The 25,844-nt window shown below is 39.8% G+C and carries 23 protein-coding genes; 9 read left to right on the top strand and 14 right to left on the bottom strand.

The window, feature by feature from the left end:
- Positions 1-362 precede the first annotated feature (362 nt).
- From VXK47_RS02985 to murJ (VXK47_RS02940), 10 genes are all read right to left on the bottom strand, one after another.
- Positions 363-1,529, bottom strand: a complete 1,167-nt coding sequence (locus VXK47_RS02985; protein WP_435547287.1) for a TraB/GumN family protein — start codon at positions 1,527-1,529, stop codon at positions 363-365.
- 8 nt (positions 1,530-1,537) lie between these two features.
- Positions 1,538-1,825: a Smr/MutS family protein gene (locus VXK47_RS02980; RefSeq protein ID WP_435547286.1), complete on the bottom strand. Its 288-nt coding sequence runs from the start codon at positions 1,823-1,825 to the stop codon at positions 1,538-1,540.
- 90 nt (positions 1,826-1,915) lie between these two features.
- Complete coding sequence (locus VXK47_RS02975; protein WP_435547285.1) at positions 1,916-2,791, bottom strand: DUF1848 domain-containing protein; 876 nt, start codon at positions 2,789-2,791, stop codon at positions 1,916-1,918.
- A complete protein-coding gene (locus VXK47_RS02970) occupies positions 2,788-2,916 on the bottom strand; it encodes a hypothetical protein (RefSeq protein WP_435547284.1) in 129 nt (42 codons plus the stop codon). The genes VXK47_RS02975 and VXK47_RS02970 overlap by 4 nt, the downstream gene beginning before the upstream one ends.
- 163 nt (positions 2,917-3,079) lie before the next feature.
- Entirely contained in the window at positions 3,080-4,696 is a 1,617-nt protein-coding gene (gene murJ / locus VXK47_RS02965) for a murein biosynthesis integral membrane protein MurJ (protein WP_435547283.1), read from the bottom strand.
- 170 nt (positions 4,697-4,866) lie between these two features.
- Positions 4,867-5,373 (bottom strand): hypothetical protein, encoded by a 507-nt coding sequence (locus VXK47_RS02960; protein ID WP_435547282.1) that lies wholly within the window; start codon positions 5,371-5,373, stop codon positions 4,867-4,869.
- Between the two features lie 61 nt (positions 5,374-5,434).
- On the bottom strand, positions 5,435-6,007 hold the full coding sequence (locus VXK47_RS02955) for a YqgE/AlgH family protein (protein WP_435547281.1): 573 nt from the start codon (positions 6,005-6,007) through the stop codon (positions 5,435-5,437).
- A 154-nt stretch (positions 6,008-6,161) separates the two neighbouring features.
- A complete protein-coding gene (locus VXK47_RS02950; protein ID WP_435547280.1) occupies positions 6,162-6,458 on the bottom strand; it encodes a tetratricopeptide repeat protein in 297 nt (98 codons plus the stop codon).
- A gap of 225 nt (positions 6,459-6,683) precedes the next feature.
- Positions 6,684-6,992, bottom strand: a complete 309-nt coding sequence (locus VXK47_RS02945) for an FtsB family cell division protein (protein ID WP_435547279.1) — start codon at positions 6,990-6,992, stop codon at positions 6,684-6,686.
- Positions 6,976-8,562, bottom strand: coding sequence for a murein biosynthesis integral membrane protein MurJ (murJ, locus tag VXK47_RS02940; protein WP_435547278.1), 1,587 nt, complete (start codon positions 8,560-8,562; stop codon positions 6,976-6,978). The genes VXK47_RS02945 and murJ (VXK47_RS02940) overlap by 17 nt, the downstream gene beginning before the upstream one ends.
- Before the next feature lie 140 nt (positions 8,563-8,702).
- Between murJ (VXK47_RS02940) and rpsT the strand changes: the two genes are divergently transcribed.
- A complete protein-coding gene (gene rpsT, locus VXK47_RS02935) occupies positions 8,703-8,963 on the top strand; it encodes a 30S ribosomal protein S20 (RefSeq protein ID WP_435547277.1) in 261 nt (86 codons plus the stop codon).
- 248 nt (positions 8,964-9,211) lie between these two features.
- Here rpsT and lptE read toward each other — a convergent pair whose 3' ends face one another.
- Both lptE and leuS read right to left on the bottom strand, forming a co-directional pair.
- Positions 9,212-9,724, bottom strand: coding sequence for an LPS assembly lipoprotein LptE (gene lptE / locus VXK47_RS02930; protein WP_435547276.1), 513 nt, complete (start codon positions 9,722-9,724; stop codon positions 9,212-9,214).
- Positions 9,725-9,740: 16 nt separating this feature from the next.
- On the bottom strand, positions 9,741-12,332 hold the full coding sequence (gene leuS, locus VXK47_RS02925) for a leucine--tRNA ligase (RefSeq protein ID WP_435547275.1): 2,592 nt from the start codon (positions 12,330-12,332) through the stop codon (positions 9,741-9,743).
- Positions 12,333-12,825: 493 nt separating this feature from the next.
- On the opposite strand from leuS, the gene VXK47_RS02920 reads away from it, so the two are divergent.
- The 8 genes from VXK47_RS02920 (at position 12,826) to VXK47_RS02885 (ending at position 23,245) form a co-directional block, all read left to right on the top strand.
- Complete coding sequence (locus VXK47_RS02920; protein WP_435547274.1) at positions 12,826-14,298, top strand: Rne/Rng family ribonuclease; 1,473 nt, start codon at positions 12,826-12,828, stop codon at positions 14,296-14,298.
- Between the two features lie 161 nt (positions 14,299-14,459).
- Positions 14,460-15,755: an adenylosuccinate lyase gene (purB, locus tag VXK47_RS02915; protein ID WP_435547273.1), complete on the top strand. Its 1,296-nt coding sequence runs from the start codon at positions 14,460-14,462 to the stop codon at positions 15,753-15,755.
- 65 nt (positions 15,756-15,820) lie between these two features.
- Positions 15,821-16,171: a preprotein translocase subunit YajC gene (yajC, locus tag VXK47_RS02910; RefSeq protein ID WP_435547272.1), complete on the top strand. Its 351-nt coding sequence runs from the start codon at positions 15,821-15,823 to the stop codon at positions 16,169-16,171.
- 63 nt (positions 16,172-16,234) lie between these two features.
- Entirely contained in the window at positions 16,235-17,812 is a 1,578-nt protein-coding gene (gene secD / locus VXK47_RS02905) for a preprotein translocase subunit SecD (RefSeq protein WP_435547271.1), read from the top strand.
- A 74-nt stretch (positions 17,813-17,886) separates the two neighbouring features.
- Positions 17,887-18,927, top strand: coding sequence for a protein translocase subunit SecF (secF, locus tag VXK47_RS02900; RefSeq protein WP_435547270.1), 1,041 nt, complete (start codon positions 17,887-17,889; stop codon positions 18,925-18,927).
- 61 nt (positions 18,928-18,988) lie between these two features.
- Positions 18,989-20,110 carry a DNA-processing protein DprA gene (gene dprA / locus VXK47_RS02895; protein ID WP_435547269.1) on the top strand — a complete coding sequence of 374 codons (1,122 nt, stop codon included), beginning with the start codon at positions 18,989-18,991 and terminating at the stop codon, positions 20,108-20,110.
- Complete coding sequence (gene topA, locus VXK47_RS02890; protein ID WP_435547268.1) at positions 20,111-22,378, top strand: type I DNA topoisomerase; 2,268 nt, start codon at positions 20,111-20,113, stop codon at positions 22,376-22,378.
- Between the two features lie 24 nt (positions 22,379-22,402).
- Entirely contained in the window at positions 22,403-23,245 is an 843-nt protein-coding gene (locus tag VXK47_RS02885) for an MBL fold metallo-hydrolase (protein ID WP_435547267.1), read from the top strand.
- A 262-nt stretch (positions 23,246-23,507) separates the two neighbouring features.
- Here VXK47_RS02885 and VXK47_RS02880 read toward each other — a convergent pair whose 3' ends face one another.
- Positions 23,508-25,190 carry an FAD-dependent oxidoreductase gene (locus VXK47_RS02880; protein WP_435547266.1) on the bottom strand — a complete coding sequence of 561 codons (1,683 nt, stop codon included), beginning with the start codon at positions 25,188-25,190 and terminating at the stop codon, positions 23,508-23,510.
- Between the two features lie 111 nt (positions 25,191-25,301).
- A complete protein-coding gene (locus VXK47_RS02875) occupies positions 25,302-25,667 on the bottom strand; it encodes a CGGC domain-containing protein (RefSeq protein ID WP_435547265.1) in 366 nt (121 codons plus the stop codon).
- Positions 25,668-25,844: the final 177 nt, after the last annotated feature.

Genomic DNA, 25,844 nt, shown 5'->3' with positions numbered 1-25,844 from the left:
TGTAGTCATATATTCCGTCAAATTGTAATAAAAGATCATGGCCGAAGCAGGCCCACATTTGTTATAACCAACAACAAGGCTTTGCCCATGAAGGATATCCTTGAAGTCTATGCCAAAAGATGGTGCATAGAAAACAAGATTAGGGCTTACACCCTTTGAATATGAACTCGCCAACAAATCCATTAATCCGGTAACTTGTTAACGATATATCAATTTGTTTACCTTTATTAACGGGAATGTACCTTATCTGTTGTCTGGTTGCTTAGCCCTATTTTTTCCCTTCAACCAATATTCCATTGATAAACACATGAACAATACCTGAAACATAAGTTTAGTACGGCAGTCTCCTATAAAAAGTTCAATTAAAGCATTTTTATCATAAGAGGCAGAGCAACAAACGTGCCTATAGAGGCTCCCAGGTTTGTAAAAGCAACTACAAGAAGTATTCTGGTAACCTTATTTCTCCAGAAACCCCTTACGGAAAGAATGTCGTCCGGCAGGCTTTCAATATCTTTAACTTTCGGTTTGCTGAAATAGGCTTCCACAAGTCCTGAAACCCATCCTACAGCTATAAGCGGATGCAAAGTGGTTAAAGGTGCGGCAAGCATGGAAGATAAAATTGTAAGGGGATGAGCCATCGCAATAACTGCGCCCACTCCGGCTAAAACCCCGGTTATGAGTATCCACCAGGTTATCATGTCGGTTCCGGCCTTTGTTCCGCCATAATAAAAACCGTAAATAAAAAGAATGATAATGCCTGATGTGAAAATCCACTGAAAAGCATTCGACATACTGCTTTTGGGAGGAACTGTGTCAAGTGATGTTAAGTCAATAGTATCATCCCAGTAAGCTTTAATACCTTTCACATGGCCGGCTCCAACTACAGCCACAATCTTGTTTCCGGGAGCTGTTTTGATTTTTTGGGCAAGATACATATCTCTTTCATCTATCAGTATCTTTTTTAATACGGGAAGAGATTGTCCTACTTCCGCAAGAAGAGTTTCAAGCACATCTTCCTGCTTCATCTTTTCAATGTCATTTTCAGTAATATCCCCGACATCTCCTAAAGACAGAATCAGTTGAAAAAGAAGCTTTACTTTCCCCCAAAAACCAATGGTATTCCATACTCTTGAAAGAGTTACCCTTATATCCCTGTCAGCCGTATGTATTTTAGCTCCGATGGATTTTCCTGCATTGATGGCCTCTATCATTTCCTGGCCAGGAACAATATCAAACTTTTTTGCGATTCTTTTTTGAAATGATGCGAGGATAAGGTTTGAAAGAAGAAGAAATGTCTTTTTTTCCTTAATTACCTTTACGATATTTGTGTTTTGCCATGAGTCTTTTTTTTCTATAGCCTGATATCTTGATTCACAGAGTTCTACACATACGGTATCCGGCTTTTCTTCGTTAATGACCGAATTGACAAGTTCAACACTGTCCTTTGAAACATGAGCCGTACCTAAAAGAACGATTTCCTTATCTTCGGCAAACAGGCGGTGCACCATATTGTGGTTGCTGGTATCCATTATTATATTTATTTCTCCTTCAATTTATTATTTCTTGTTAGTTCTGCTATAGTAGATCCCCAGCCACCTCTTTCCGGCGGTGAATCAAAAAATGATATGACATAAGGACTTTTGTTTAAAATACCGGCAACACTGTTTTTAAGAATTCCCTTACCCTTTCCGTGAATTATACGCACAGTATAAATACCGTTTGCCATACATTCCAAAAAATATTCGGAGAGCAGATCGGAAATATCTTCAGGTCTGAATGTATGCAGATCGATTGAATCTTCTGCAGGAATTTTAACAGACTCCATCCATCAACCTTTCACCTTTCACCTTTCACCTTTCACCTTGAACCTTGAACCTTTCACCTTTCACCTTTCACCTCTTCCCCCTGTCGCCTTCTAAAGCAGCGAAGGAGAACAAGGGTTATGATTGCGATAATTAATTCCTGCTTTTTCGAAACTGCCTGTTGCATAACAATATTGGCATTGATACAGGCATGAGTTATACATTCCTATATCTTTACTTGCAACACATCCGCATTCTTTTCTCTGAAAAGGGTCTTTTTTCAAATCAAGCTTAAGTCTGAAAACTTTTTCAATATAATCATCATCTATACATTTACCAGGCAAGATGCCAAACTTGCCAAGATATTTCTTTAAAGCGCAGCTTTGTATTTTTATATTATATTTAGATGCAGTCTGGGCTAAAAAGGCTGAAAGATCAAATATATTATCATCGTATCCGTTTAGCAAAAGGCCTTTGTCGGACAGTATGTTTAGCCTGCCTTTGATCTTTCTGTAAATCTCTGCAAAACTTATTATGCAGCGCAAAGTATAACCGCATAAAGATTCTGCTATGTTTTCATAGGTTTTTTTGTGGAAATCAATATCTGTAATATTGCTTAATATAACAGGATCATAGCGCCAAATAATTTTTTCGGGGCCAATAAGGTCAGACAGTTTTTTAAAAATATTAAGCGAGTGTTTTACCGAAGGCGATTTGGGGTCAAGAAGTTTCGGGTTATTCATAAGGGTATATAAAAAATAATAACGATAGCCTCTTTGCCTGAGTTCTGTAAGATGAGGAATAATCGGGCCGGGATTTCGTGTCCAGAACACAATTACATCCACATTTTCAACAGATAAGGAAACGTTTGAAATCTGTCCGGGGTTGAAGGGATTGGGAACAGTGCAGAAACCTTCACGAATGCGGTTAATAAACCATCTGCTGTAAAAAGCCGGAATATCAGTTCTTCTGCTTGCACTTATAATCATATGGCCGCACCCTGTCTTATTTTCTCCAAAAGGCGGGCGTAAAAAGTATAAAAATAGTGTAAAGTACCAGCCTGCCAGCCAGCATGGCGGAGGACAGCACCAGCGCCTACGATTACAGTTTCCATGATTGTCTTCTTTGTAAATAATAATCAGTCTTTAGAACCACTTCCAAAACGTTTCGGTTTGGTCAAGGTCAAGGCGGACGAAAATCTTTCGAACAAGGGGCAAAACTGACTTAAATCATCGATTGTCCTTTCAGGCAAAGGAAAAAATGACATCTGCACAATCTTATGATTTTATAAAACGCCTGAATAATGTTCGGACATCACTTATCCCGAGAGCTAAAGATATCGTAGAATATACGATAGCAAAAGGTAGCAGCACTATAACGGCAAGTAGAATAGGAGACAGGTGCCCGAAATAATTACGCAGCCACCAGCCAGCCGCAGCGGCTGCAAGCGCAGCAACCCAGAGTTTCGCGAGATAGCTCATAGCAAGGCCGGTGCGCCCGATACGGCGGTTAAGAGTTCGACGTAAAAGTGCAAATTCAACCCAGGCAGCTATTCCGGCTGAAACGGTAAGTCCTGCAACACCCCAACGCGGGCTGATACCAATGGCCGGCGGCAGTGGAACCGCGCAGAGATACCCCAAAACCGTGGTAAGCACAACACGTATAATTGCAAAGCGAAGCGGTGTTTTGGTGTCGCGCAGGGCGTAATAAGCCGATGAATAAAGCCGTCCAAAAGTTGAGGCCAGCAAACCAACCGTTGCGCCGGCAAGAATTCCCCAAACATAAATTACATCGGCTCTCATGAATTTACCGGTCTGATAGATTGCAGCCACAATAACATCACCCACCAATAAAAAAGCGACCACAGATGGCAGAACAAAAAAGGCTATTTGACGGAGACCTGAATCTATCCTTGCCCGCAACATATTTGCCACTTCCTGATCATTACCAAGTGCCCCCGACATTAACGGAAGTTCAGCAGCCGAAACCGACATTCCGAAGAGGCTCACCGGAAGTGTATAGATTGTTTGAGCATAGGCGAGTGCAGCAACTGCGCCTGTTGGCAGCAAACTGGCCAAAAGAGCATCAACATATGCACTAATCTGCACAACACCCCGTCCCATAAAAACAGGAAAGAAGTTGATCACAACGGTTTTTACATTTTTTGCATGATAATCAAGAGAAAGCCGCAGTCCGTGAAGAAGCTTCAATACAACCGGCAGTTGCACACATACCTGTAAACCGCTGCCAAGCACTGATCCCCATGCCAGAATTTGAGCAAGCGGATATTGTGCATATCGGCTGCCGAATTGAAGCATAGTCAGGATTAGGGTTACGTTCCAGATAACCGGAGCTGCATAGGAAAGAAAAAACCGGCGATGGCTGTTAAGGATACCAAGACACCATGCGGAAAAAGCCAGAAGTCCGGCGCCTGGAAACAGAATACGTACAAGACGGATAGTCAGCTCTCGTTTGGCACCGGTAAATCCAGGCGCTATTACATCGATCAAATACGGTGTTGTCAGAATTCCGGCCAGCACCAGAATTGAAATTACCAGAGATAAAAGCGCTGCGATAGCGCCGGCTGTGCGCCTTGCCTCTTCATCATCCTTACGTGCCAGCAACCCTGCGTAAACCGGAATGAATGAAGCTGAAAGTACCCCTTCTCCAAATAGATTTTGGAGAAAATTGGGAATGCGAAAAGCAGCTTTGAATGCATCTGCCGCATCTGAATTGCCAAAGTAGTGTGCGAAGATGCGATCACGAACAAGTCCTGCAATCCGGCTGAAAAAAATCCCGGCAGCAACTAAAAAGGCATAATGTTTAGAGCCGGGATTTGACGGATTACTTTTTTTAAAACTTTTTCCGGATAAACTAGAATCGGAATGCGACATTGGCATAAGACTCTATTTCAACAATACCTTTGAAGAATAGCCTGTTTCGCTCAGGTTCCGGAAACATGAGAATATTAACCATATAAACACATTAAGTATCAAAATTACTGAAAGAAGACTTAGTTTATCCGGATTGAACTCTGTACAATCCGGATAATTCCGGCTTAATTTCATTTATGGCCGTGACCATGGCTACGCCCGTCATCTCTCCGGTCATCCCGCCTATCATTAGACCTTTCTCTGTATTCCTTTTTATCCATATGTTTTCTTTGCTTCTTCCACTGTCCATAGGGAATGCGATGTTCATGCTTATAGACTGAACGATAATTTCTTGGTGCACGTCTCACATAATCGGGAATATGGCGCTGATCCATTTCCTTCCAATGGCCATTGTAATCCCTTGAACGGTACCAGCGATCTCCGCGTGGAGACCACCAATAATCGTTATAGAAGAAAATATCCACATCCGGATGAGGAGCAACAAAAACCGGCGATCCGGGAATTACGATTATTTCGGGTGGCCTAATAAATATACGGGGTGGAGGAGGTGGAAGAGGAAGAGGTAAATGTATATCGATGCTTGGGCCTTCTGCCGCCGCCTCTTTAACAAACCCGATTGGTAACAAAAGCACTGTAACCAAGACAAATCCAAATAATAAAAAAACAATTTTTCTCATATAATCTTTCCTTTTGCCCTGTAAATTAATTAATTGTTTAAGAGATTTTTACTTGATATGCTCAAGCATGACCTGCTTTAATTGAAAGGAGAGCAGGATTTATTCCCATTTTTTTTGCTGTAGCATCCCACATGGTTTCGACTGACGTATTAAAAAGAATATCCTCGGAAACACAACAGGTCAGCCATGCATTTTCCTTAATTTCATATTCGAGCTGTCCCGGACCCCATCCGGCACATCCAAGAGCAATAATATAAGACTTGGGCCCATTACCGACGGCAATCGCAGTAACTATATCCAATGTATTGCTCATAGCAAGAAAAGGAGTTATCATAAAACAACTTTCATACTCAAACGGCTGGCCGTGAAGAATAAATATTTCTCCTGTATGCACAGGCCCGCCCATATAAACAGGTATTTGTTCCGCACCCGGGATGTATGCTATTTTGAGCTCATCAAAAATGTCTTTTCCTGTAACAAAAGAACTTATCCTGTTTATTACTATTCCGAAAGCGCCTTCCTGCGTATGTTCTGAAATACAGGTTACGGTTCCGGAAAAATTTGGATCAGCCATCTCAGGCATAGCAAAAAGGAATTGCCCTTTAAGAAAAAACGGTTGATTGTTTTCTTCCATAAAATTTTCCATTATAAATACAAACAGGATTTCATAGTTAAATTTATAAACCCAATCATGCCCTAAACTCTGACACGGTGAACCGGAGTTGTTTAAACACCTTAATATGATGGTAAAAACATGGTTTTATAAAAAGCCTGCTCTTTATCTAAGGTTATTTCAAATTATCCAAAGGCCTCCGGTGATCCCTAAGTTTTTCTAATAATTTCATTTTTTCATTGCACAACATAAGATCAACCCATTCGCTAAATAACGGAATCAGCCTTTTTTTCAGATCTTTATTTGCCTCGGCCCTTGTTTCTTCGAGTATCGAAAGGGCTTTTATAAGATCATCTCTATCCGGATCCTGTTCCAATAATTTATTATAAATTTCGGCTGCTTTATCAAATAAACCCTGTTTAGCATATATTTCAGCCATGGTAACAGTATTAACAGCACTATTATCAACCATTATAGTTCTCTTTTAAAGTTATTATTTCGAGCCAGTTTCAAAACGTCCCATTTAGGCCGATCTCTGCGTTGGGCTCAAATTTTAATCCTAGAAATACTAAATGTATTCCTGTGGTTAAAATATTCGCCCGCCTTGACCTTGACCAAACTGAAACATTTTGAAAGTGGCTCTTTCGCGTAAGTTTATATTTTCCATTCTTTTAATATATGATGGACTTGTTCGGTACTATTGTTTTTTGGTTCCGGCTTCTTTTTCATTCTTAAATTGTAAGATAATCTCATCTTTTCTTATCATACCCAATTCCTGCCTGGCTATATTTTCAATATATTTCGGATCTATACTTAAGCGCTTTATTTCAATATACATGGAATTATTCTCCATTGCCAGTTCTTTATTTTTATTTATAATTACATCTCTTTCTTTTCTAAGCCGCTTTAATTCAAGCATGGCATTGTTCCCCACAATTATCAGCATAAAAAGTGAAAAAACAATGCCTATTCCAATGGTTAATAATATTTTATTCTTTCTGCTCAACTTTCTTTCTGCTCCTTCCGGTCAAAGCTATGAGGCTTTTAATTTCAGAGCTTTTTACAAAATATGTTAAAAAACCATATAAAACTATGCCGGCTAACAAACAAGAGGTCACACTTAACAGCATGGCACCAAAAGAAATATTTTCATAAGGTATAATCAATGATTTCAAACACCAGACAATTCCCCCCATAATCAGTGAACATACAACGGTTTTTCCGGCTGATTTTTGCAGTTTATCCCAGCCCGGATATCCGACTTTAATATTAATTGCCCGGAAAAGAAGTATAATATTTAAAATTGAAGCCAGTGAATTTGCCAGTGCAAGCCCCCCGTGTTTGAGAGGTTTCATCAGCAAAAAACTCAGGGCAATATTTGCTATAAAAGATATTAAGGCTGTTATTACAGGAGTTTTTGTATCTTTTAATGCATAAAAAACCGGAACCGTAATCTTAACTGATGCAAATGCCCATAGCCCGATACTATAGCATAACAGGGCCTGGGCAGTCAATTTTACTGTTTGCATATCAAATTCTCCTCTTTTAAAAAGCAGGATGATTACAGGTTCTCTTAATACAATAAGACCTATCATACAGGGAAAAGTGATAAACAGCACCATTCTTATGGAATAGTCGAAAGTCTCTTTTAAAGCATTCATGTCGTTTTCGGAAGCCTGCCTGGAAAGAGCCGGAAATATTGCTGTAGCGGCCGAAATTGCAAAAACTCCCAGAGGAAACTGCACAAGCCGGTCGGCATAATATAAATATGAGATACTACCTTCAGGTAAAAATGACGCCAGGAGAGTACTGACAAACATGTTTATCTGGTAAACAGCCCCGCCGAATATTGCCGGCAGCATGAGAATTCCGACCTTTTTTATTCCCGGATGGAATATTTTTGTTTTCCTCCATAAATATATACCGTTTTTCATAAGAAACGGAACTTGAACCAAAAGCTGCAAAACCCCACCGGCAAGCACACCGGCGGCAAGCACTTTTACCGGTTCATTCATAAGAGGAGAAACAAACAGGACAGCTGTTATCATTGAAATATTTAGTATGCAAGGTGCAAAAGCCGGAGCTGCGAAATGCCCTAAAACATTTAAAATACCCATAAAAATGCCTAGTAGACATATTAAATAAATATATGGAAACATTATTCGGGTAAGAGACACGGTAAGCGCAAATTTTGCAGCAGAACCGGCGAATCCGGGTGCAATAACAGTTACAATCAAAGGAGAGAAAATAATCCCCAATACAGTAATAAAAACAAGGATAATAGATAAAAGACGTACTGCCGATCCGGCAAGATTGTTGGCTTCATCTTTTCCCTCTTTTATGAGATATTCAGCAAATACAGGTATAAAAGAAATACCCAAAGAACCTTCTGCAAAAAGCCGGCGGAAAAGATTCGGTATTCTGAAAGCAACTATAAATGCATCCGAATATAATCCGGCACCAAAATACCATGCAATTACAACATCTCTTGCAAAACCAAGTATACGGCTAAGCAGCGTTGCCGAACCCACAAGCATAGCCGCTTTTGTTACCCGGATTTTTTCCGACCCAGGCATAAATATCCTCACCCACTTAAATTAAAATTATAAAATATATTGCAAAAACGTCCTAATCCGGGCTAATATGTCCTTGACAGTTTATATCTCATCTTGTATAAAAGGCGCTCTAAAAAAATCTAACAAAAGGAGTCATGAATTTGGCAAATCATAAATCAGCTTTAAAACGTGCACGGCAAGATGAAGTCAGACGCTTGCGCAACAAATCTATAAAAACAAGAGTAAAAAACATAATAAAGGACATCAGGGAAACTGCAAACAAGAATGAAAGCAAGGAGGTTTTCTTGAAAAGTCTGGATGCAGCAAAGTCCATTATCGACAAATCAGCAAAAAAAGGTGTGATACATAAAAGAACCGCCGCCCGGAAAATATCCCGCCTGTCAAAACTGATACCTTCGTAAAAAGTCATAAACGATTATAGCTCGGCAGGAAAGGGGTTCAGCTCTTTAGTATTTTGAAATAAATTCATGCGATTTCACACTCTCACCAGGCTGTGAATTATTCGCCCACCGGCCTGTTGATGGACTTTTTATAAGTCCATCAACATTTGTTAATGCTTTATCATTTGTCAGAATATTATGCCAATTAATTTCTGATTCCTGGCTTCAAGCTCGCCATATCCCATAGCGAATATGAGCTGAATTCATATCTAAAAATTGTCCGTTAGTTTATTATATACCTTTTCTGCAATTCTTTTTGATAGAATTTCAATAGCTTTTCGCATTTCATTTTCAGTTGCAAGCTTGTCTGACAAAACAGTAAAGGCCTGGTCATCTGTAATATTTGATCCTGTCCAGATAATATTGCCGTCTTTGCCTTTTAATTTCAAACTAACAACAATTACGACCCGTCTTTCAAGAGATGTTATAGTACTGCTGCGCGAAATCGCCGCATCGTTGGCTGTTTCTATAACCCCGGATAAAAATGCGTCCGCTTCATCTTTCTTTGCAACATTTTTACCGTGTCTGGTGAATTCATATATAATGTCGTTTGTTATTATGCTTTCAATACCGTTTTCGGCTGTTTTATTTTCAAGAACAGATACACTTACTTTTTTAACTGATGCCGGCAATTCACCGCTTCCGGCAAACATATATCCACAACCATAAAACGACAATGCTGTAACAGTTATAATCAATATCAGTAGGCGTGTTTTTATCAAAGCTGCTCCTTTAGTTTTATATAACTATATTTACGAGTTTTTTCTTAACAACAATTACTTTTTTAATCTGTTTGTTGCCGATAAATTTTATGGCATTTTCATCGGATAAGGCTCTCTCTTTTATTGCATCATCATTTGCATCGGAACTTATGTTGAATTTGCCTCTGAGTTTGCCATTAACCTGAACAACTATAAGCATTTCATCGTTTACAAGGGCCTCTTTCCTGTAAACAGGCCATGGCGAAAGAAGCACGCTTGTTTTGTAACCAATTGCTTCCCACAGCTCTTCTGAGAAATGAGGAACTATTGGTGACAACAATAAAATGATTGATTCAACAGCAAACCGGATTACTCCCGGTTTTTCGGGAGCATCTTCAATGTTATCCATTGCATATATGATGTTGACAAGTTCCATAACTGCACTTATGGCAGTATTGAAATGGAATCTGTTTTCTATGTCGTTTGTGACCTTTGAAATTGTTTGGTGAGTTTTCCGGTATAGTTCCCGCAAATCTCCTTCAAGCAGCTCCGGTTCTCCGTCAAATGGCACAGTATTTCCAATTACATCAATCCATGTATTAACAAGTCTCCATACACGCGTTAAAAAACGGTAACCTCCTTCAACTCCCTGTTCGCTCCATTCAAGATCCCGTTCAGGAGGAGCGGCAAAAAGGCAAAAAAGCCTGGTTGTATCGGCTCCGTATCTTTCAAGCAGCAGGTTGGGATCAATAACATTTTTTTTAGACTTGGACATTTTCTCAACCCGTCCAACCACGACTTCATGCCCGCATTTTGAACAAGTGCGTTTTTCGGTTTCCTCTATAACCTCCTGAGGAAATAAATAACCATGATCGGGACAGGAGACAGTCTCTTTGCACACCATACCCTGAGTTAATAGTCTGGTAAAAGGCTCCTTGCATTCAACCAGACCAAGATCTTTTAAAACACGGGTAAAATATCTTGAATACAGAAGGTGCAAAATAGCATGTTCAACACCGCCTATATATTGATCCACCGGCATCCAGTAATCGACAGCGGTTTTATCAAAAAGGCCTTTTGTATAATCAGGACTGCAATAGCGCTCAAAATACCAGGAGGATTCCACAAAAGTATCCATGGTATCCGTTTCCCTTGCTGCATCATCTCTTCCGCATTTCGGGCATTTTGTTTTTGTGAAATAGTCAAGAAAGGAAAGCGGGGACTGGCCGCCTTCAAGCAGACCTGCATCTTCGGGGAGCAATATGGGAATATCTTTTTCATCCGCAGGAACAATACCGCAGCTTTTGCAGTGAACCATTGGTATAGGCGCACCCCAGTAGCGTTGTCGCGAAATGCCCCAGTCTCTCAGTCTGAAACTGACTGTTTTTTCTCCGATGCCTTTCTGTTCAAGAAAAGAAGCAATCTCATCAAGAGCTTTTTTATTGTTTATACCGTTAAATTGCCCGGAATTAACCATTGTTCCTTCACCGGCGTAAGCTTCAGCCATCAAAGCCGGATCAAGGTCACATTCAGGGGGTTTAACAACAATCACAATATCCAGCCCGTATTTTTTTGCAAAATCGAAATCCCTCTGATCATGTGCGGGGACAGACATTACCGCGCCCGTTCCATACTCCATGAGAGCAAAGTTTGCGGTATATACGGGCATTCTTCTGCCGGTTAGCGGGTTAATACACCATGCTCCGGTAAAAACACCTTCTTTTTCATAACCTTCCATAGCTTTAACCGACCTGTCCTGTAAGGAAATTTTTTCGATGAATTCAAGTACATTCTTCTCTTGATCCGTTCCTTTTGAAAGCTTTATTACAAGGGGATGTTCAGGGGCAAGACACATGAATGTTGCACCAAAAACCGTGTCCTGTCTTGTTGTAAATACAGGAATAACTTCATCCATATTTTCAACCGGAAATCTTATTTGAGCTCCGGTACTCTTTCCTATCCAGTTTTTTTGCATCAAAGTGACTTTTTCTGGCCATCCGGCAAGCATATCACAATGGAGCAGAAGATCTTCTGCATAGTCTGTTATTCTGAAAAACCACTGCCAAAGCTTTTTCTGGCGGACCTGTTTGCCGCATCTCCAGCACATACCTGCTTCTACCTGTTCATTTGCAAGAACTGTTTGACAGGAATCACACCAGTTAACAAAAGATTCTTTTCTGTATGCATCCCCTTTTTCATACATTTTCAAAAAAAGCCATTGTTCCCACCTGTAGTATTCTGGCTTACAGGTTGTAATTTCCCTGTCCCAGTCATATGAAAAACCCATGCGTTTTAGTTGCTTACGCATGTAGTCTATATTTTCATAAGTCCAGGCTGCGGGATGCGTTTTATTTGCTATAGCCGCATTTTCAGCAGGCATTCCGAAAGCATCCCATCCCATAGGGTGCAAAACATTAAAACCCTGCATCCTCTTATATCTTGCAACCACATCACCTATGGTATAATTTCTCACATGCCCCATATGAATTTTTCCGGAAGGATATGGAAACATTTCAAGAAGGTAATATTTTTTTTCCCGGGGATATTCACTGACCTTAAAAAGGCCTGACTTGTCCCAGTTTGTCTGCCACTTACTCTCTATAACTTCCGGGTTGTACTTTTCTTCCATTATTGATTTAAAACTCCTTAATAAGCGCTTGCCGGATAATTTCGGTTAAAATTCGCTCATTCTTCAAAGATAAGCGAAATTAATCATTTTTCACAGTTTTCATTGTTTGACAATTTACATAAAACATATAATTTTTTTTACTAGTTGCACAATATCATATAAATAGCAAGATTTGCGAATAAATATTGTGCCGTTTGTGGGCTGCCGGAGATTTTTTTATTTTCCAGATCAGAATTTAACAGGATATTGGATTCTTTCCATCTGGCATTATCCGGATATTGAAATAAAAACTGATTGACTTACATCTAACAATTGCATATTCAAGCAAAAATTTATATAATATCAAATTAAAAAAATATTACATGCGTATTAATATAAAATAGCAAGGGTTTTAAGCAACTTACCTTCATCATGCCGGAGTATGGGACCGGATTAAGGTTAAGATGTTATGCGAAATCCTTACGGCATCAAACTCACTTCCGGGAAAACTTAGATGAGCGGCAAAATTATTATAAATGCGGTTGATCCAGCCGAATGCAGAATAGCAAAAGTAAAAGACAACAAACTTGAAGAATTTCATACCGAAAACGCTGCAAGAGAAATTACGCAAAGCAACATATACAAGGGGATAGTTACGCGTATTGAACCTAGCCTCCAGGCTGTTTTTATTGACTACGGAGCGGAACGCCAAGGGTTTTTACAAAAAAATGAAATACATAGCGACTATTTTCATGACAGTGATTCCGGAGACCGTTCCATAACAAGCATAGTCAAGCAGGGTCAGGAATTTCTGGTGCAGGTTACAAAGGACCCGATTATGAAAAAAGGGGCGATGCTTACAACATATATTTCCCTTGCAGGAAGATTTGTAGTGCTTATGCCGGGAAGTGAAGGGGTTGGCGTTTCCCGCAAAATAAGCGATGAAGAAGAACGTAAAAGGCTTAAAGAAACTGTAAGCAATATAAAAATCCCTGAAGGGTTTGGAATAATCGTCAGAACCGCCGGCACCGATAGCACAAAGATAGAAATATCCCGTGACATTGCTTATCTGTTAAGGCTTTGGAAGAACATAAAAAGCAATGTCATGGAAGTTAAATCCCCGGCTCTGCTGTATAAGGAAAGACATCTTGTTGTTAGATCGATAAGAGATTATTTTACATCCGATGTTAATGAAATTCTTATCGACGATCCGGCTGTATACCGTGAAGTCAGAGATTTTATAAAGATAATATCGCCCAAACATGCAACAATAGTGAAACTATTTAAAGGTGATAAACCCATATTCACAAAATTTCAGCTTGAAAACCAGATCAGCTCTATTTTTGAAAACAGAGTCAAACTTAAGTCGGGTGGCTCCATAGTTATAGAACAGACTGAGGCGCTTGTTGCCATAGATGTCAATTCAGGCAAAGCCACCCATACAAAATCGATCGAAGAAACAGCTCATGCAACAAATCTTGAAGCCGCAGAAGAGATAGCACGTCAATTGCGTCTCAGGGATCTGGGAGGACTTATAGTTGTTGATTTCATAGATATGAGAGATTCGAAACACAACCTGGAAGTTGAAAAAGTTTTTAAAACTTTTGTTAAAGAAGATAAAGCCAGGATAAAGTTTGGAAAGATTTCAAGGTTTGGTTTAATGGAACTGTCAAGGCAAAGGATCAGACCATCAATCGAATTTGGAAGCTATGAACCGTGCAGTTACTGCAAGGGAAAGGGCGTAACCCCATCTGCCGAAACCCAGGGCCTCAGTTTCCTGCGAAAACTCAGCCTTGCAGCCCTAAAAGATGATATTACAAGTGTTAAAGGAATTGTTCCGGTTAATGTTGCAGATTATTTATCAAATAAAAAGCGTAAGGATATTTTTGATATTGAAACAAGACGCAGCTTAAATATACGTATTGAGGGAAACAGCAGCATGTTGCCGGGGGAATGCGAAATTATCTGTGAAAAGGCATCTTGTTGACACTCCTTTGGGATTCCTGTATCAAACAAATATGGTTTTCAGTTAACTGCTGACGGAAAACCGTAAACTGCGATCAATACTTAAAATAACAAAAACAGCCTGACAGATAAAGTCGTATAAAACTATTAGGCACGCAATATAAATCACTATTACAGGTAATTATGATACAAAGATACACCAGAAAAATTATGGGCGACATCTGGACAGATGAAAACAAATACAGAACATGGCTTATGGTAGAGGTGCTTGCCTGCGAAGCCATGGCTAAAACAGGCAGAATTCCGGAAGCCGCAGTTTTAAACATAAAAAGCAAAGCGAACTTTTCTGTAGACAGAATAAATGAAACCGAATCCATTACCAAACATGATGTAATAGCTTTCTTAACAAACGTCGCAGAGTATGTTGGCCCCGATTCAAGATATATCCACATGGGGCTCACATCATCGGACATTCTCGATACCGGTATGGCATACCTGCTTAAAGAAGCAGGCAAAATAATTATAAAAGACTGCGATGGCCTTATGGATGCCATCAAGGAGAAAGCTTTTAAACATAAAGATACTGTTATGATAGGGCGTTCCCATGGTATTCATGCTGAACCAATAACTTTCGGCCTGAAATTATCCGTATGGTACGATGAAATGCAAAGGAATAAAAACCGTTTCCGGAACGCCCTGGAAACAATCAGCTACGGTAAAATATCCGGTGCTGTTGGAACTTTTGCAAATATTTCTCCACAAGTGGAAGAATATGTCTGTAATAATCTTGGCTTAAAGCCAGCTCCCGCTTCTACCCAGATTGTTCAAAGAGACAGATATGCCGAATACTTTGTCAGTCTTGCTATAATGGCCTCTTCAATTGAAAAAATGGCTCTTGAAATCAGGCACCTTCAAAGAACTGAAGTACTTGAAGCTGAAGAATCTTTTTCAAAAGGACAAAAAGGTTCATCGGCAATGCCCCATAAGCGTAATCCCGTTGGTTCCGAAAACATGTGCGGACTTGCAAGGATAGTGAGAGCAAACTCCATGGCGGCTCTGGAAAACATACCATTATGGCATGAAAGAGACATAAGTCATTCATCTGTTGAACGGATCATAGCCCCGGACAGCACAATATTAATGGACTATATGCTGAGCAGATTTACAGGCATAATCAAAAATTTAGCTGTATATCCTGAAAGAATGGGCAAAAATCTTAACGCATTAAAAGGGCTTATATTTTCTCAGCAGATTCTGATCGCGCTTGCCGAATCCGGTATAAGCCGTGAAGATGCATATCAAATGGTGCAGGCTCATGCAATGAAGACATGGGATGAAAATAAGGATTTTAAAGTTCTTGTCAGTGAAGATGAAAAGATCTGCAGCCTTCTGGGTAGGGATAAAATTGAAGAAATATTTGACGTAAAATATCATTTAAAATATATCGACACCATTTTTGACCGTGTTTTTAATCAGTAAAGCATCTGTGGCGGCATTTTATATGCCGCCAAAACCCTGTGTTACAGTAAAAAGGAGATTTTATTTTGAACAGTATAGCATATGCAATGGGCCAGGGAGGAGCTGCCTCAGGCCAGGGAGGCGGTTTCGCAGCTTTTATTCCGCTTGTTCTGATGTTTGTAATTTTCTATTTCCTGCTTATCAGGCCTCAGCAAAAAAAAGCCAAAGAGCATCGTGAAATGATAGCCAATCTCAAAAAAGGAGATAAAATAGTCACAAGCGGCGGCATTTACGGCATAATAACCGGAATGGATGACAACACAATAACGGTTGAAATTGCTGACAAAGTCCGCATCAAATTAAACCGCGCAAACGTTGCGGGTGCTCCGTCGCAATCTGCAAAAAACGCAGATACTGGCAAAGACAAAACGACTTGATTTATTATATATTGAAATAATAATATGTGTTAGTTCAAAGTGTTAAGTGAAAGGAACTGATCATTGAAGATTTTTTCATGGAAATTGTATTTATCCGTTATAGTACTGATTACTGCAATTATTTATTTCCTTCCAACATTTAAGCCCGGAATATGGCCTCATAAAAAAATAAATCTGGGGCTTGACCTTCAGGGAGGCATGCATCTTGCGCTTGAAGTTGAAAGCGAAAAAGCCGTTGAAAGCTCCATCGAACGAATGGCAAACGATCTTAAAGGGCTTTTCAGAAGCCAGCATTTAAGTTACCAGAAGATCGAACGCATCGAAGGTACAAAAATATCAATTGTTTTGGAAGGTCAGGAAAATATTGACGGGTTCGATAAGATTCTTGAAAAGGAATTCAAGGAGCTTCGGATAGTTTCACGCTCCAATGACGGCGGCCTTCTTAAAATTGTGATGGATTATCCCGAAAAGGAAGCCGAAACCATCAAAAAACTTGCAATAGAACAGGCGCTTGAAACCATAAGAAACCGTATTGACCAGTTCGGAGTTAGCGAACCGGATATTAGTCTCGAAGGTAAGGACAGAATTATTGTTCAATTACCGGGAGTAAGTGATACCCAGAGGGCAAAGGAACTTATCGGTAAAACCGCTCTGCTTGAATTTAAGCTTCTTGATGAAACACAGGATCCTGAAAAGGCATTATCCGAAGGCGCTCCACCGGGAACCGAAATACTTTATGAGACCAAAGAAGATCCCCGGACAAGACGTGTTATGAAACAACCTTATCTGGTAAAAAAACTAACGCTTTTAACCGGCGCATCCCTTTCCGGAGCTTCGGTTCAGATAGATTCCCAGTATAATGAACCCTATGTTTCCATAGATTTTGATAACAAGGGAGCAAAGTCATTTGAAAGAATAACTGAGGAAAATGTAAAGAAACGCCTTGCAATCGTTCTTGACAACAAGGTTTATTCGGCCCCGGTAATTCAGGAAAAAATTTCGGGAGGCCATGCCAGGATCACAGGAAGTTTTACGGCAGAAGAAGCGCGGGACCTTGCTATCGTGCTTCGTGCAGGCGCACTTCCTGCTCCGGTTAAAATCATTGAAGAAAGAACCGTAGGGCCTTCTTTGGGAACCGATTCAATCAACAAGGGCCTTCTCTCCATGTGGATAGGCGGTTTGCTCATTTTTGTTTTTATGGCATTTTATTACAAGTGGTCAGGTGTTGTGGCAGACATTGGTCTGGTATTTAACGTTTTATTGATTACAGGAGCTCTTGCAGCTTTTCAGGCAACGCTTACTCTGCCCGGATTGGCAGGTATTGTTCTTACCATCGGTATGGCTGTTGATGCAAATGTGTTGATATATGAAAGGATAAGAGAGGAGCTTGCTCTTGGCAAAACGGCCAGAGCTGCTGTTGATGCCGGTTTTGAAAGGGCGACTTGGACTATTCTTGATTCAAACGTGACAACTCTTATCGCCGGTCTTGTTCTTTTTCAATTTGGAACCGGCCCTGTGAAGGGTTTTGCCGTAACACTCAGCATAGGTATTGTAACAACTGTTTTTACTGCGCTTATAATGACACGCGTCATATTTGAGTATTTTATATATGACAGAAAAATTAAAAAATTGAGCATATGAACGGTTAACATAGTATCCGAAAAATATTTATTATGTTGATGAATAACCAACGGAAAACAAGAGGCGGCGAATAAATGCAGTTTATAAAACCAGGTACAAAAATTGACTTTATCGGTAAACGTTATATTGCTTTCAGCCTGTCAGGCTTAATGATATTGATCAGCATTATTTCCTTGATTTTTCATGGAGGCTTGAATTACGGAATTGATTTTTTGGGAGGATCGGTAATTCAGCTAAAATTCGATTCATCTGTTGAAATTGCCAAAATCAAGTCCGGACTTGAATCCGTTGATATCCGCAAGGCAACAGTTCAGACGTTCGGAGAAGACAAAAATAATGAATACTTAGTAAGAACGGATACTCCTGTTACGGCAGATAAGGAGTTTACAGACAAACTAGAGCAAGCTTTAAAATCAGTTACGGGACAGAATGCAGAAATACGCCGTGTTGAAATTGTTGGTCCAAAAGTGGGTAAGGATCTGCAGGAAAAAGCTTTGCTTGCCATATTCTATTCCCTGCTCTTTCTTGCAATTTATATATCCGGCCGCTTTGAGTTCAAATGGCTGTCAAGCGCAATACTGGCGGTGGTGCTTATGGGCGTTGTATATTTTTGTTCCGTTTTTAAAATAAACATGGCACTTCTTATAGCTTTCGCCCTTTTTATTACATTTGTTTTTTTCTGGTTTCTTGATTTAAAATATGCGATGGCAGCCATTGTAGCCCTTGTCCATGATGTAATAATAACTGTTGGCATGTTTTCAATTTTAGGTAAGGAATTTAATCTTCCGATTGTTGCGGCAGTACTTGCTATTATCGGATATTCATTAAATGATACTATAATTATTTTTGACCGGATACGTGAAAATCTGCCTAAACACAGAAAAATTTCTCTTGCTGCTGTAATAAATAAAAGTGTGAATGAAACTTTAAGCCGCACAATTCTCACATCCGGACTGACTCTTCTGGTTGTGATAGCCCTGTTTATTTTAGGCGGAGGAATTATTCATGACTTCACATTTGCTCTCATAGTCGGAATAATTGTAGGCACTTATTCTTCAATATATGTTGCAAGCCCTATTCTTATTGCATGGCAGGGAAAAACCAAAAAAAAATAAAAAAGGTATGACAGTTCCAGGATTATCAAGAATTATGATCATAAAATCGCAGTAAATCCTTATGGATAACATTTTGCCATGGTTTGCCTTAAAAAGCGTTCCGGGAATCGGAAATTATCTTTTCAAGAAATTAATTAAACGCTTCAAATCACCTGAAGCCGTGTTTGAAGCTTCTTGCAGCGAATTGTCAAGTATCGATGGCATCTCAGAAAGGCTTGCAGGTGTTATTAAAAAATTTAAGGCACCTGAAGATTTAAAAAAAGAAATAGATGCTGCAATAAAAAAAGGTTACATGATTATAACCATGTCGGACCGGGATTATCCTCTTCTTCTTCTGGAAATACCCGATCCTCCGCCTCTTCTGTATGTTTCCGGTAATCTATGCAGTTCTTCTAAAAACATAGCTGTTGTCGGTTCAAGGAATGCAACAGATTATGGCCTTTCGATCACAAAAAGACTTTGTTCGGAACTTGTTTCAAACAACATAACGGTTGTAAGCGGAATGGCAAGGGGAATAGATACCGCCGCTCATGAAGGTGCTTTAAACGGTAATGGTAAAACAATTGCTGTGCTTGGAAGCGGTCTTGGAAGGATTTATCCTGTACAGAACACAAAACTCTTTCATATGATTTCCGAAAATGGTGCCGTAATATCGGAACTTCCTTTAATGGCAGAACCTGATGCATTTAATTTTCCTGCCCGAAACAGAATAATAAGCGGAATTTCTCTTGGTACGGTTGTCGTTGAAGCCACTAAAAGGAGCGGATCTCTTATTACAGCTAGGCTTGCTGCAGAACAAAACAGAGAAGTATTTGCAGTGCCTGGAAGTATTGAGTCTTTTAAAAGCACAGGTACTCATACGTTAATAAAACAGGGTGCTAAACTCGTTGAGAATGTTAAAGACATTATCGATGAGCTTTCAAATGTTCTTGTATCCAATAAGAATACAGCGATAAAAGAAAAAAAAGAAATCGATTCTCAGGATATTTGTCTGAACGCCGAAGAATCACAGGTGCTAAAAGCGCTTGAATCATATCCTGTCCATATAGATGAACTTACCCGCAAGGTAAAAATGGAAACGGGGAAACTTCTAAGCATACTGTTAAAATTAGAACTGCAGGACTTGATAAAACAAGCTCCTGGAAAATTATTCTCTTTAAGAATAAAAACAGAGGAATATTAAGTGAGCAAACCACTTGTAGTTGTTGAATCTCCAACAAAAGTCAGAACGATACAAAAATATATCGGCAAAGATTATAATATAGTATCAACAATAGGACACATAAAAGACCTGCCTGCAAAAAAAATCGGAATAAATATTGAAGAGGGTTTTCAACCTGAATATGTAAATATTCCCGGAAAGCAAAAAGTGATAACCAACCTTAAAAAAGAGGCCGGTGATTCTACTGATATATATCTTGCTGCCGACCCGGACAGGGAAGGTGAAGCAATTGCATGGCATACAGCTGATATATTAAAAAAGAAAGGAAGAAATTTTCATAGGGTCCTTTTTCATGAACTTACCAAAAACGCTATTATAGCTGCAATTGCTTCTCCTGAAAGGCTGAACGAAAGCAAGTATGAAGCTCAACAGGCACGCAGGATATTAGACAGACTGGTAGGATACCAGGTATCGCCGTTATTATGGAGAAAAGTAAAAAGCGGATTAAGCGCCGGTCGTGTCCAATCCGTTGCTCTTCGCATAATTTGTGAAAGAGAACGTGCAATCCAGGCATTTGTTTCCGAGGAATACTGGTCCATAACGGCTCATCTTGAAACAAACGAAAAATCGGCTTTTACTGCAAAACTTATCAAAAAAAACGGGGATAAAATTGTTATTCCTGATGAAGAGACTTCATCACAGATAATTAATGAATTGAGCAATACCCCTTTTACCGTGCAAAAGGTTCAAAAAAAGGCAACCGTAAGAAACCCCCTGCCTCCATTTATTACAAGCAAATTGCAACAGGAAGCCATTACAAAGCTAAAATTCTCCGCCAAGAAAACAATGATAGTTGCCCAGCAGCTTTATGAAGGAATAGATCTTGGCCCGGGAGAAACGGTTGGACTGATAACATATATGAGAACCGATTCCACAAGAATATCCAAAGAGTCAGCAGAAGAAGCATTAAGCATGATAAGGGCTACTTTCGGTGAAAAATATGCTCTTAAGGAGCCCAGGTTTTTTAAAAACACCAAAAAGGTACAGGATGCCCATGAAGCCATACGTCCGTCATCGGTTAACAATACTCCTGAAAAAGTCGCACCCTACCTTTCAAAAGACCAGCTTGAGCTATATACTCTTATCTGGAAGCGCTTTGTGGCATCCCAGATGACTCAGGCCATAATAGATAAAGTAACGGTTTCCATATCAGCAGGCCCGTATGTTTTTAACGCAAACGGATCAAGTATCAAATTTCCCGGTTTCATGTCGCTTTATATGTCCGCAGACGATGAAATGGAAGATGGGAAGAAAAAAATGCTCCCTGATATTTCGGAAGGCATGATTTTAAATCTTAACAAACTAGAACCTAAACAACATTTCACACAACCGCCTCCCAGGTTTTCCGAAGCATCTCTTGTAAAGGAACTTGAAGAAAATGGGATTGGCCGCCCCAGTACTTACGCTGCCATTCTTTCAACGATCAGGGAAAAAGGCTACGTTGATTTTTTAAAAGGATATTTCAGGCCCAGCGAGCTGGGATTTATCGTAAACGATCTTCTTGTACAAAGCTTTCCAAATATATTTAATGTTGATTTTACTGCCAAAATGGAAGATGAGCTTGACCGGATTGAAGCTGATGGAGCAAAGGCTCTTGATGTTCTGACCAGCTTTTACACGCCTTTTAAAAGTGAGCTTGATAAGGCTTCGGAAGAGATGTTAAGCGTGAAAGGAGTAGGTTTTCCCACAGGCATTGAGTGTCCGGAATGTGGTAATGAACTGAAAATTAAAGTTGGGAAAAACGGCCATTTTCTTGCCTGCAGCGCATATCCGAAATGCACTTATTCAAGAAATTACAACCGGGATGAAAAGGGTGTAATATCTCCTGTACAAGCATCTGAAAGTGAAGCTACAGATTTGGTATGTGAAAAATGTCAAAAACCCATGGTATTAAAACACGGCAAATATGGAGATTTTTATGCATGTTCCGGTTATCCTGAATGTAAAAACACCCAATCCACAAGTTCCAATGGACGGATTAACAATACAGGAATTAAATGCCCGGAAAAAAACTGCAACGGTGAAATAGTTGAAAAAAAATCTAAAAGAGGAAAGATTTTTTACGGATGCAGCCGCTACCCGGAATGTACTTTTGCAACTTGGGATAAGCCTATAGCAAAAAATTGTCCATTATGCAAAGCTGTCTTTCTTCTTGAAAAAACCACCAAGAAAAACGGTACCGTCTTGTATTGCATGGCAGAAGATTGTGGTTATAAAGAGAGTATCTGATCAGATTGTTATCGGAGAAGCAGCATGAAATTTGGTAATTATGAATGTTTTGCAATAGAGCTTGGAGACTTTGTTTTAGACGGGGGCGCCATGTTCGGCGTTGTTCCGAAAATATTGTGGGAAAAGAAAATACCCGCAGACAAAAACAATTTCATCCCCATGAAGGCAAGGTCACTTTTGATACAGGGAAACGGTAAAAACATTCTTGTTGATAATGGTCCGGGTAGCAAATTATCCGGTAAAATGAAAAATATTTACAGAATTGATGACCAAACCACTGATATTGAAACCATCCTTTCAAAACATCAACTCATCTGTGATGATATAACCGATGTAATTATAACGCATCTTCATTTTGATCATGCAGGAGGCTCAACAATAATAAAAGATAATAATACTGTTCCGACATTTCGGGCGGCAAAATACTATGTACAAAAAAATCAATACGAAGAAGCCTTAAATCCGGGTATAAAAGAAGCCGGGAGCTATTTTAAAGAAAATTTTGTGCCTCTTGAAAAATCAGGTGTTTTAATAATTCTTGACGGGCCTCTTGTGTTATTCGACGGAATAGAAATTCTTATATCAAACGGACACACTCCCGGCCAGCAGCATCCGCTTGTAAAAGGAGACGGGGTTTCACTTTTTTATTGCGCCGATCTCATTCCAACCTCGGCTCATATCCCGATTCCATGGCATATGGCGTATGATAACGAACCATTATCAATTCTTAAAGAAAAGCAGGAAATTCTTTCCAGGGCTATTTTAGAAAACTGGGTACTTTTTTTCGAACATGATCCTGTGGTTGCTGCAGCTTCGGTTAAAAAAGGTGAAAAAGATTTTTCTGTTGATAAAGTAATCTCTATATAATTTAAATGAGCCACTTTCAAAATGTTTCAGTTTGATCTCAAGGTCAAGGCGGGCGAAAATTTTAACCACAGGAATACATTTGGTATTTCGGGGATAGCGCTATGCTTCACTGCACGCAAAATTTGAGCCCAACGCAAAAGATCGGCCTGAATGGGATGTTTTGAAACTGGCTCAAATATATGGCTTTTTTACGCCGGGACAAATGCCCCGGCTTGTTGTTGATTAAACGGCTATACTCTGAAAAATTCTTTTTTGTATAAACTTAAAAGGGCCAGCCTAAAATACCGCCTTCGATATAAGAAACCCGGTTAAACCCGGCTGCATTCAGAATTCTTTGCGCCTCATAACCTCTTAAGCTGATTTTACAGAAAGTAATAATATCCTTATCTTTTGGCAAGCTTTCCGCTTTTTGTCTTAACGCTCCAAGCGGGATGTTGACAACATCGTAGGGAAACGGCATTGCTGCTACTTCTTCCGGCATGCGGACATCAAGTAATATAACATCTTTGCTTTCAATACGTTTTTTAGCCTCAAAAGCCGAAATACCGGCAGCTATACCATCCATTTTATTAATCAATAAATGGGCGCAGGTTGCAAGCGGGTCAAGTGCAGGACCATACGGCGGAGCATAGGCAAAATCAACATCTGCAAGCTGATCAAGAGTTGCCCCAAAAAGTATAGCACCGGCAGCCACATCAAGGCGTTTGGCGCCATCACCCATTCCTGCTACCTGTATCCCGATAAGTTTTCTGTCACGTTTTGCGGCTATCATCTTAATAATAAACGGTTTCGAATCGGGCATAAAATGCGGTTTATCAGGCCCGGCCCATGTAGTAGTTTCAATATCAAGATTCAATGCGTGCGCCTGTTTTTCCGAAAGCCCTGTTCGCCCTATTGTATAATCAAATGCTTTTACAATGCTGGAACATGCAATGCCATTAAATGGCGTAGGATTGCCGGCAATATGATTGGCAATAACCCTGCCATGCTTGTTTGCGGTTGACCCCAGAGGAACATAAAGCGGACTTCCTGCGGTTTTGTTTACATAATGGGTAACTACACAATCACCGCCTGCATAGATATGTTCATCGCTGGTTTTGCAGTATTCATTAACTACTATACCGCCTCTATCCATGCAATGTAAACCGGCATCTTTTGCAAGCCCATCATTTGGCTTTGTCCCAGCTGCAATAATAACAAGATCAGCAGGAATGCTTTGCTTGTCCGTATCGACCGATGAAACAATTCCTTCACCGCCTATAGCCTTAACGCTCTCTGAAAGTATAAGCTTTACGCCTTTTTGGCGAAGATGTTTTGCGGCAAACATTGCTACATCCTTATCCAATATTGCAGGCATTATCTGGTCTTCCATTTCAACCATAGTAACATCAAGACCTTTTTTGACAAGGGCCTCAGACATCTCAATGCTGATAAATCCTGCACCGATAAGAACCGCGCGCTTTAATTTCTGTGCTTCAATTTCTTTAACAATAGTATCCGCATCAACGGGTTGCCGGATAAACCAGACATTTTTCAGGTTAACACCGGGAATCAGAGGACTGAAAGGATAACCACCGATTGCCAGCACCAACTTATCATATTCCATTTTATCTGTTTTTCCGGAAGCAAGATCTTTAACCAGTACTGTTTTAGCTTTACGGTCAATAGAAAGTGCTTCCGTTCCTGTAAGAACCTTTACTCCTTTTGCTTTTTCAAAAAAAGCAGGAGTTCTTGCCACACCGACCGGTGTTTCCGTAAGCATTTCAACCCTTGGGAAAAGGCCTTCAACATAATAAGGCAATCCGCAGGCTCCATAAGAAACAATTCCTCCCTTCTCAATGATCGTTATATCCGCATCAGGGAGAAGTCTTTTTAGTCTTGATGCTGCCTTTGGGCCACAGGCAACACCGCCAACAACCAATACACGAAGTTTTATTTTAGGCATTTCCACTCACCTTATCCTGTTTGATCAAGAGACCGTATAATGATATTATATCAGCATTAATCACACAAGAAAAGACTTGTAAAATATGAATTATTAGATGGTGTTTCCTGCTCATGCCCCGAAAATATCAGCCGGTCTATAGGGATGACTTCCTTCGATAACTTCAACACCTGCTTTTGCCTTTACTTTTGATATAATTGTGTCTTTATAAGGACAGTTGTCCAGAAGACAGGTTCCTATATGTATGACATCAATTGTTTCTTTTGTAAGTCCCATCCATGCCTTAAGATTAACAAGGCGTATTATCGGCGATGTGCCCGGACATCCTCCGCAATGCAAAAGAGCCCTCAACTTGGCATCAGTGCCCTTATATCTTTCAAATTCCCCTTCTTTTTTATCAAAAGCCATCAAACAGCGTTGGCAACCCAGACAAGTTTCATCCTTAATATTTTTACAACTTAATACAGCAATATTCATACAGAAAATACCTCCTTTTTATGGCTTCCAACGAAGTCAAAATTTTAGGATCAGATATAATTATTTAATAATGTTAAACAACCCCGGTTTTTGACTTCGTTTCTAATAGATTGCCGTTTGCGGCATAAAACTGCTTTCAACGAACTATGCATTTTTCACTGACTATCGATAACCAAT

It is taken from the genome of Desulfobacterium sp. N47, from assembly GCF_051233685.1.
In the GTDB taxonomy this organism is placed as follows: domain Bacteria; phylum Desulfobacterota; class Desulfobacteria; order Desulfobacterales; family RPRI01; genus RPRI01.
Note: the sequence above shows the minus strand (reverse complement) of the source record. Positions and strands in the feature narration are given on the sequence as shown.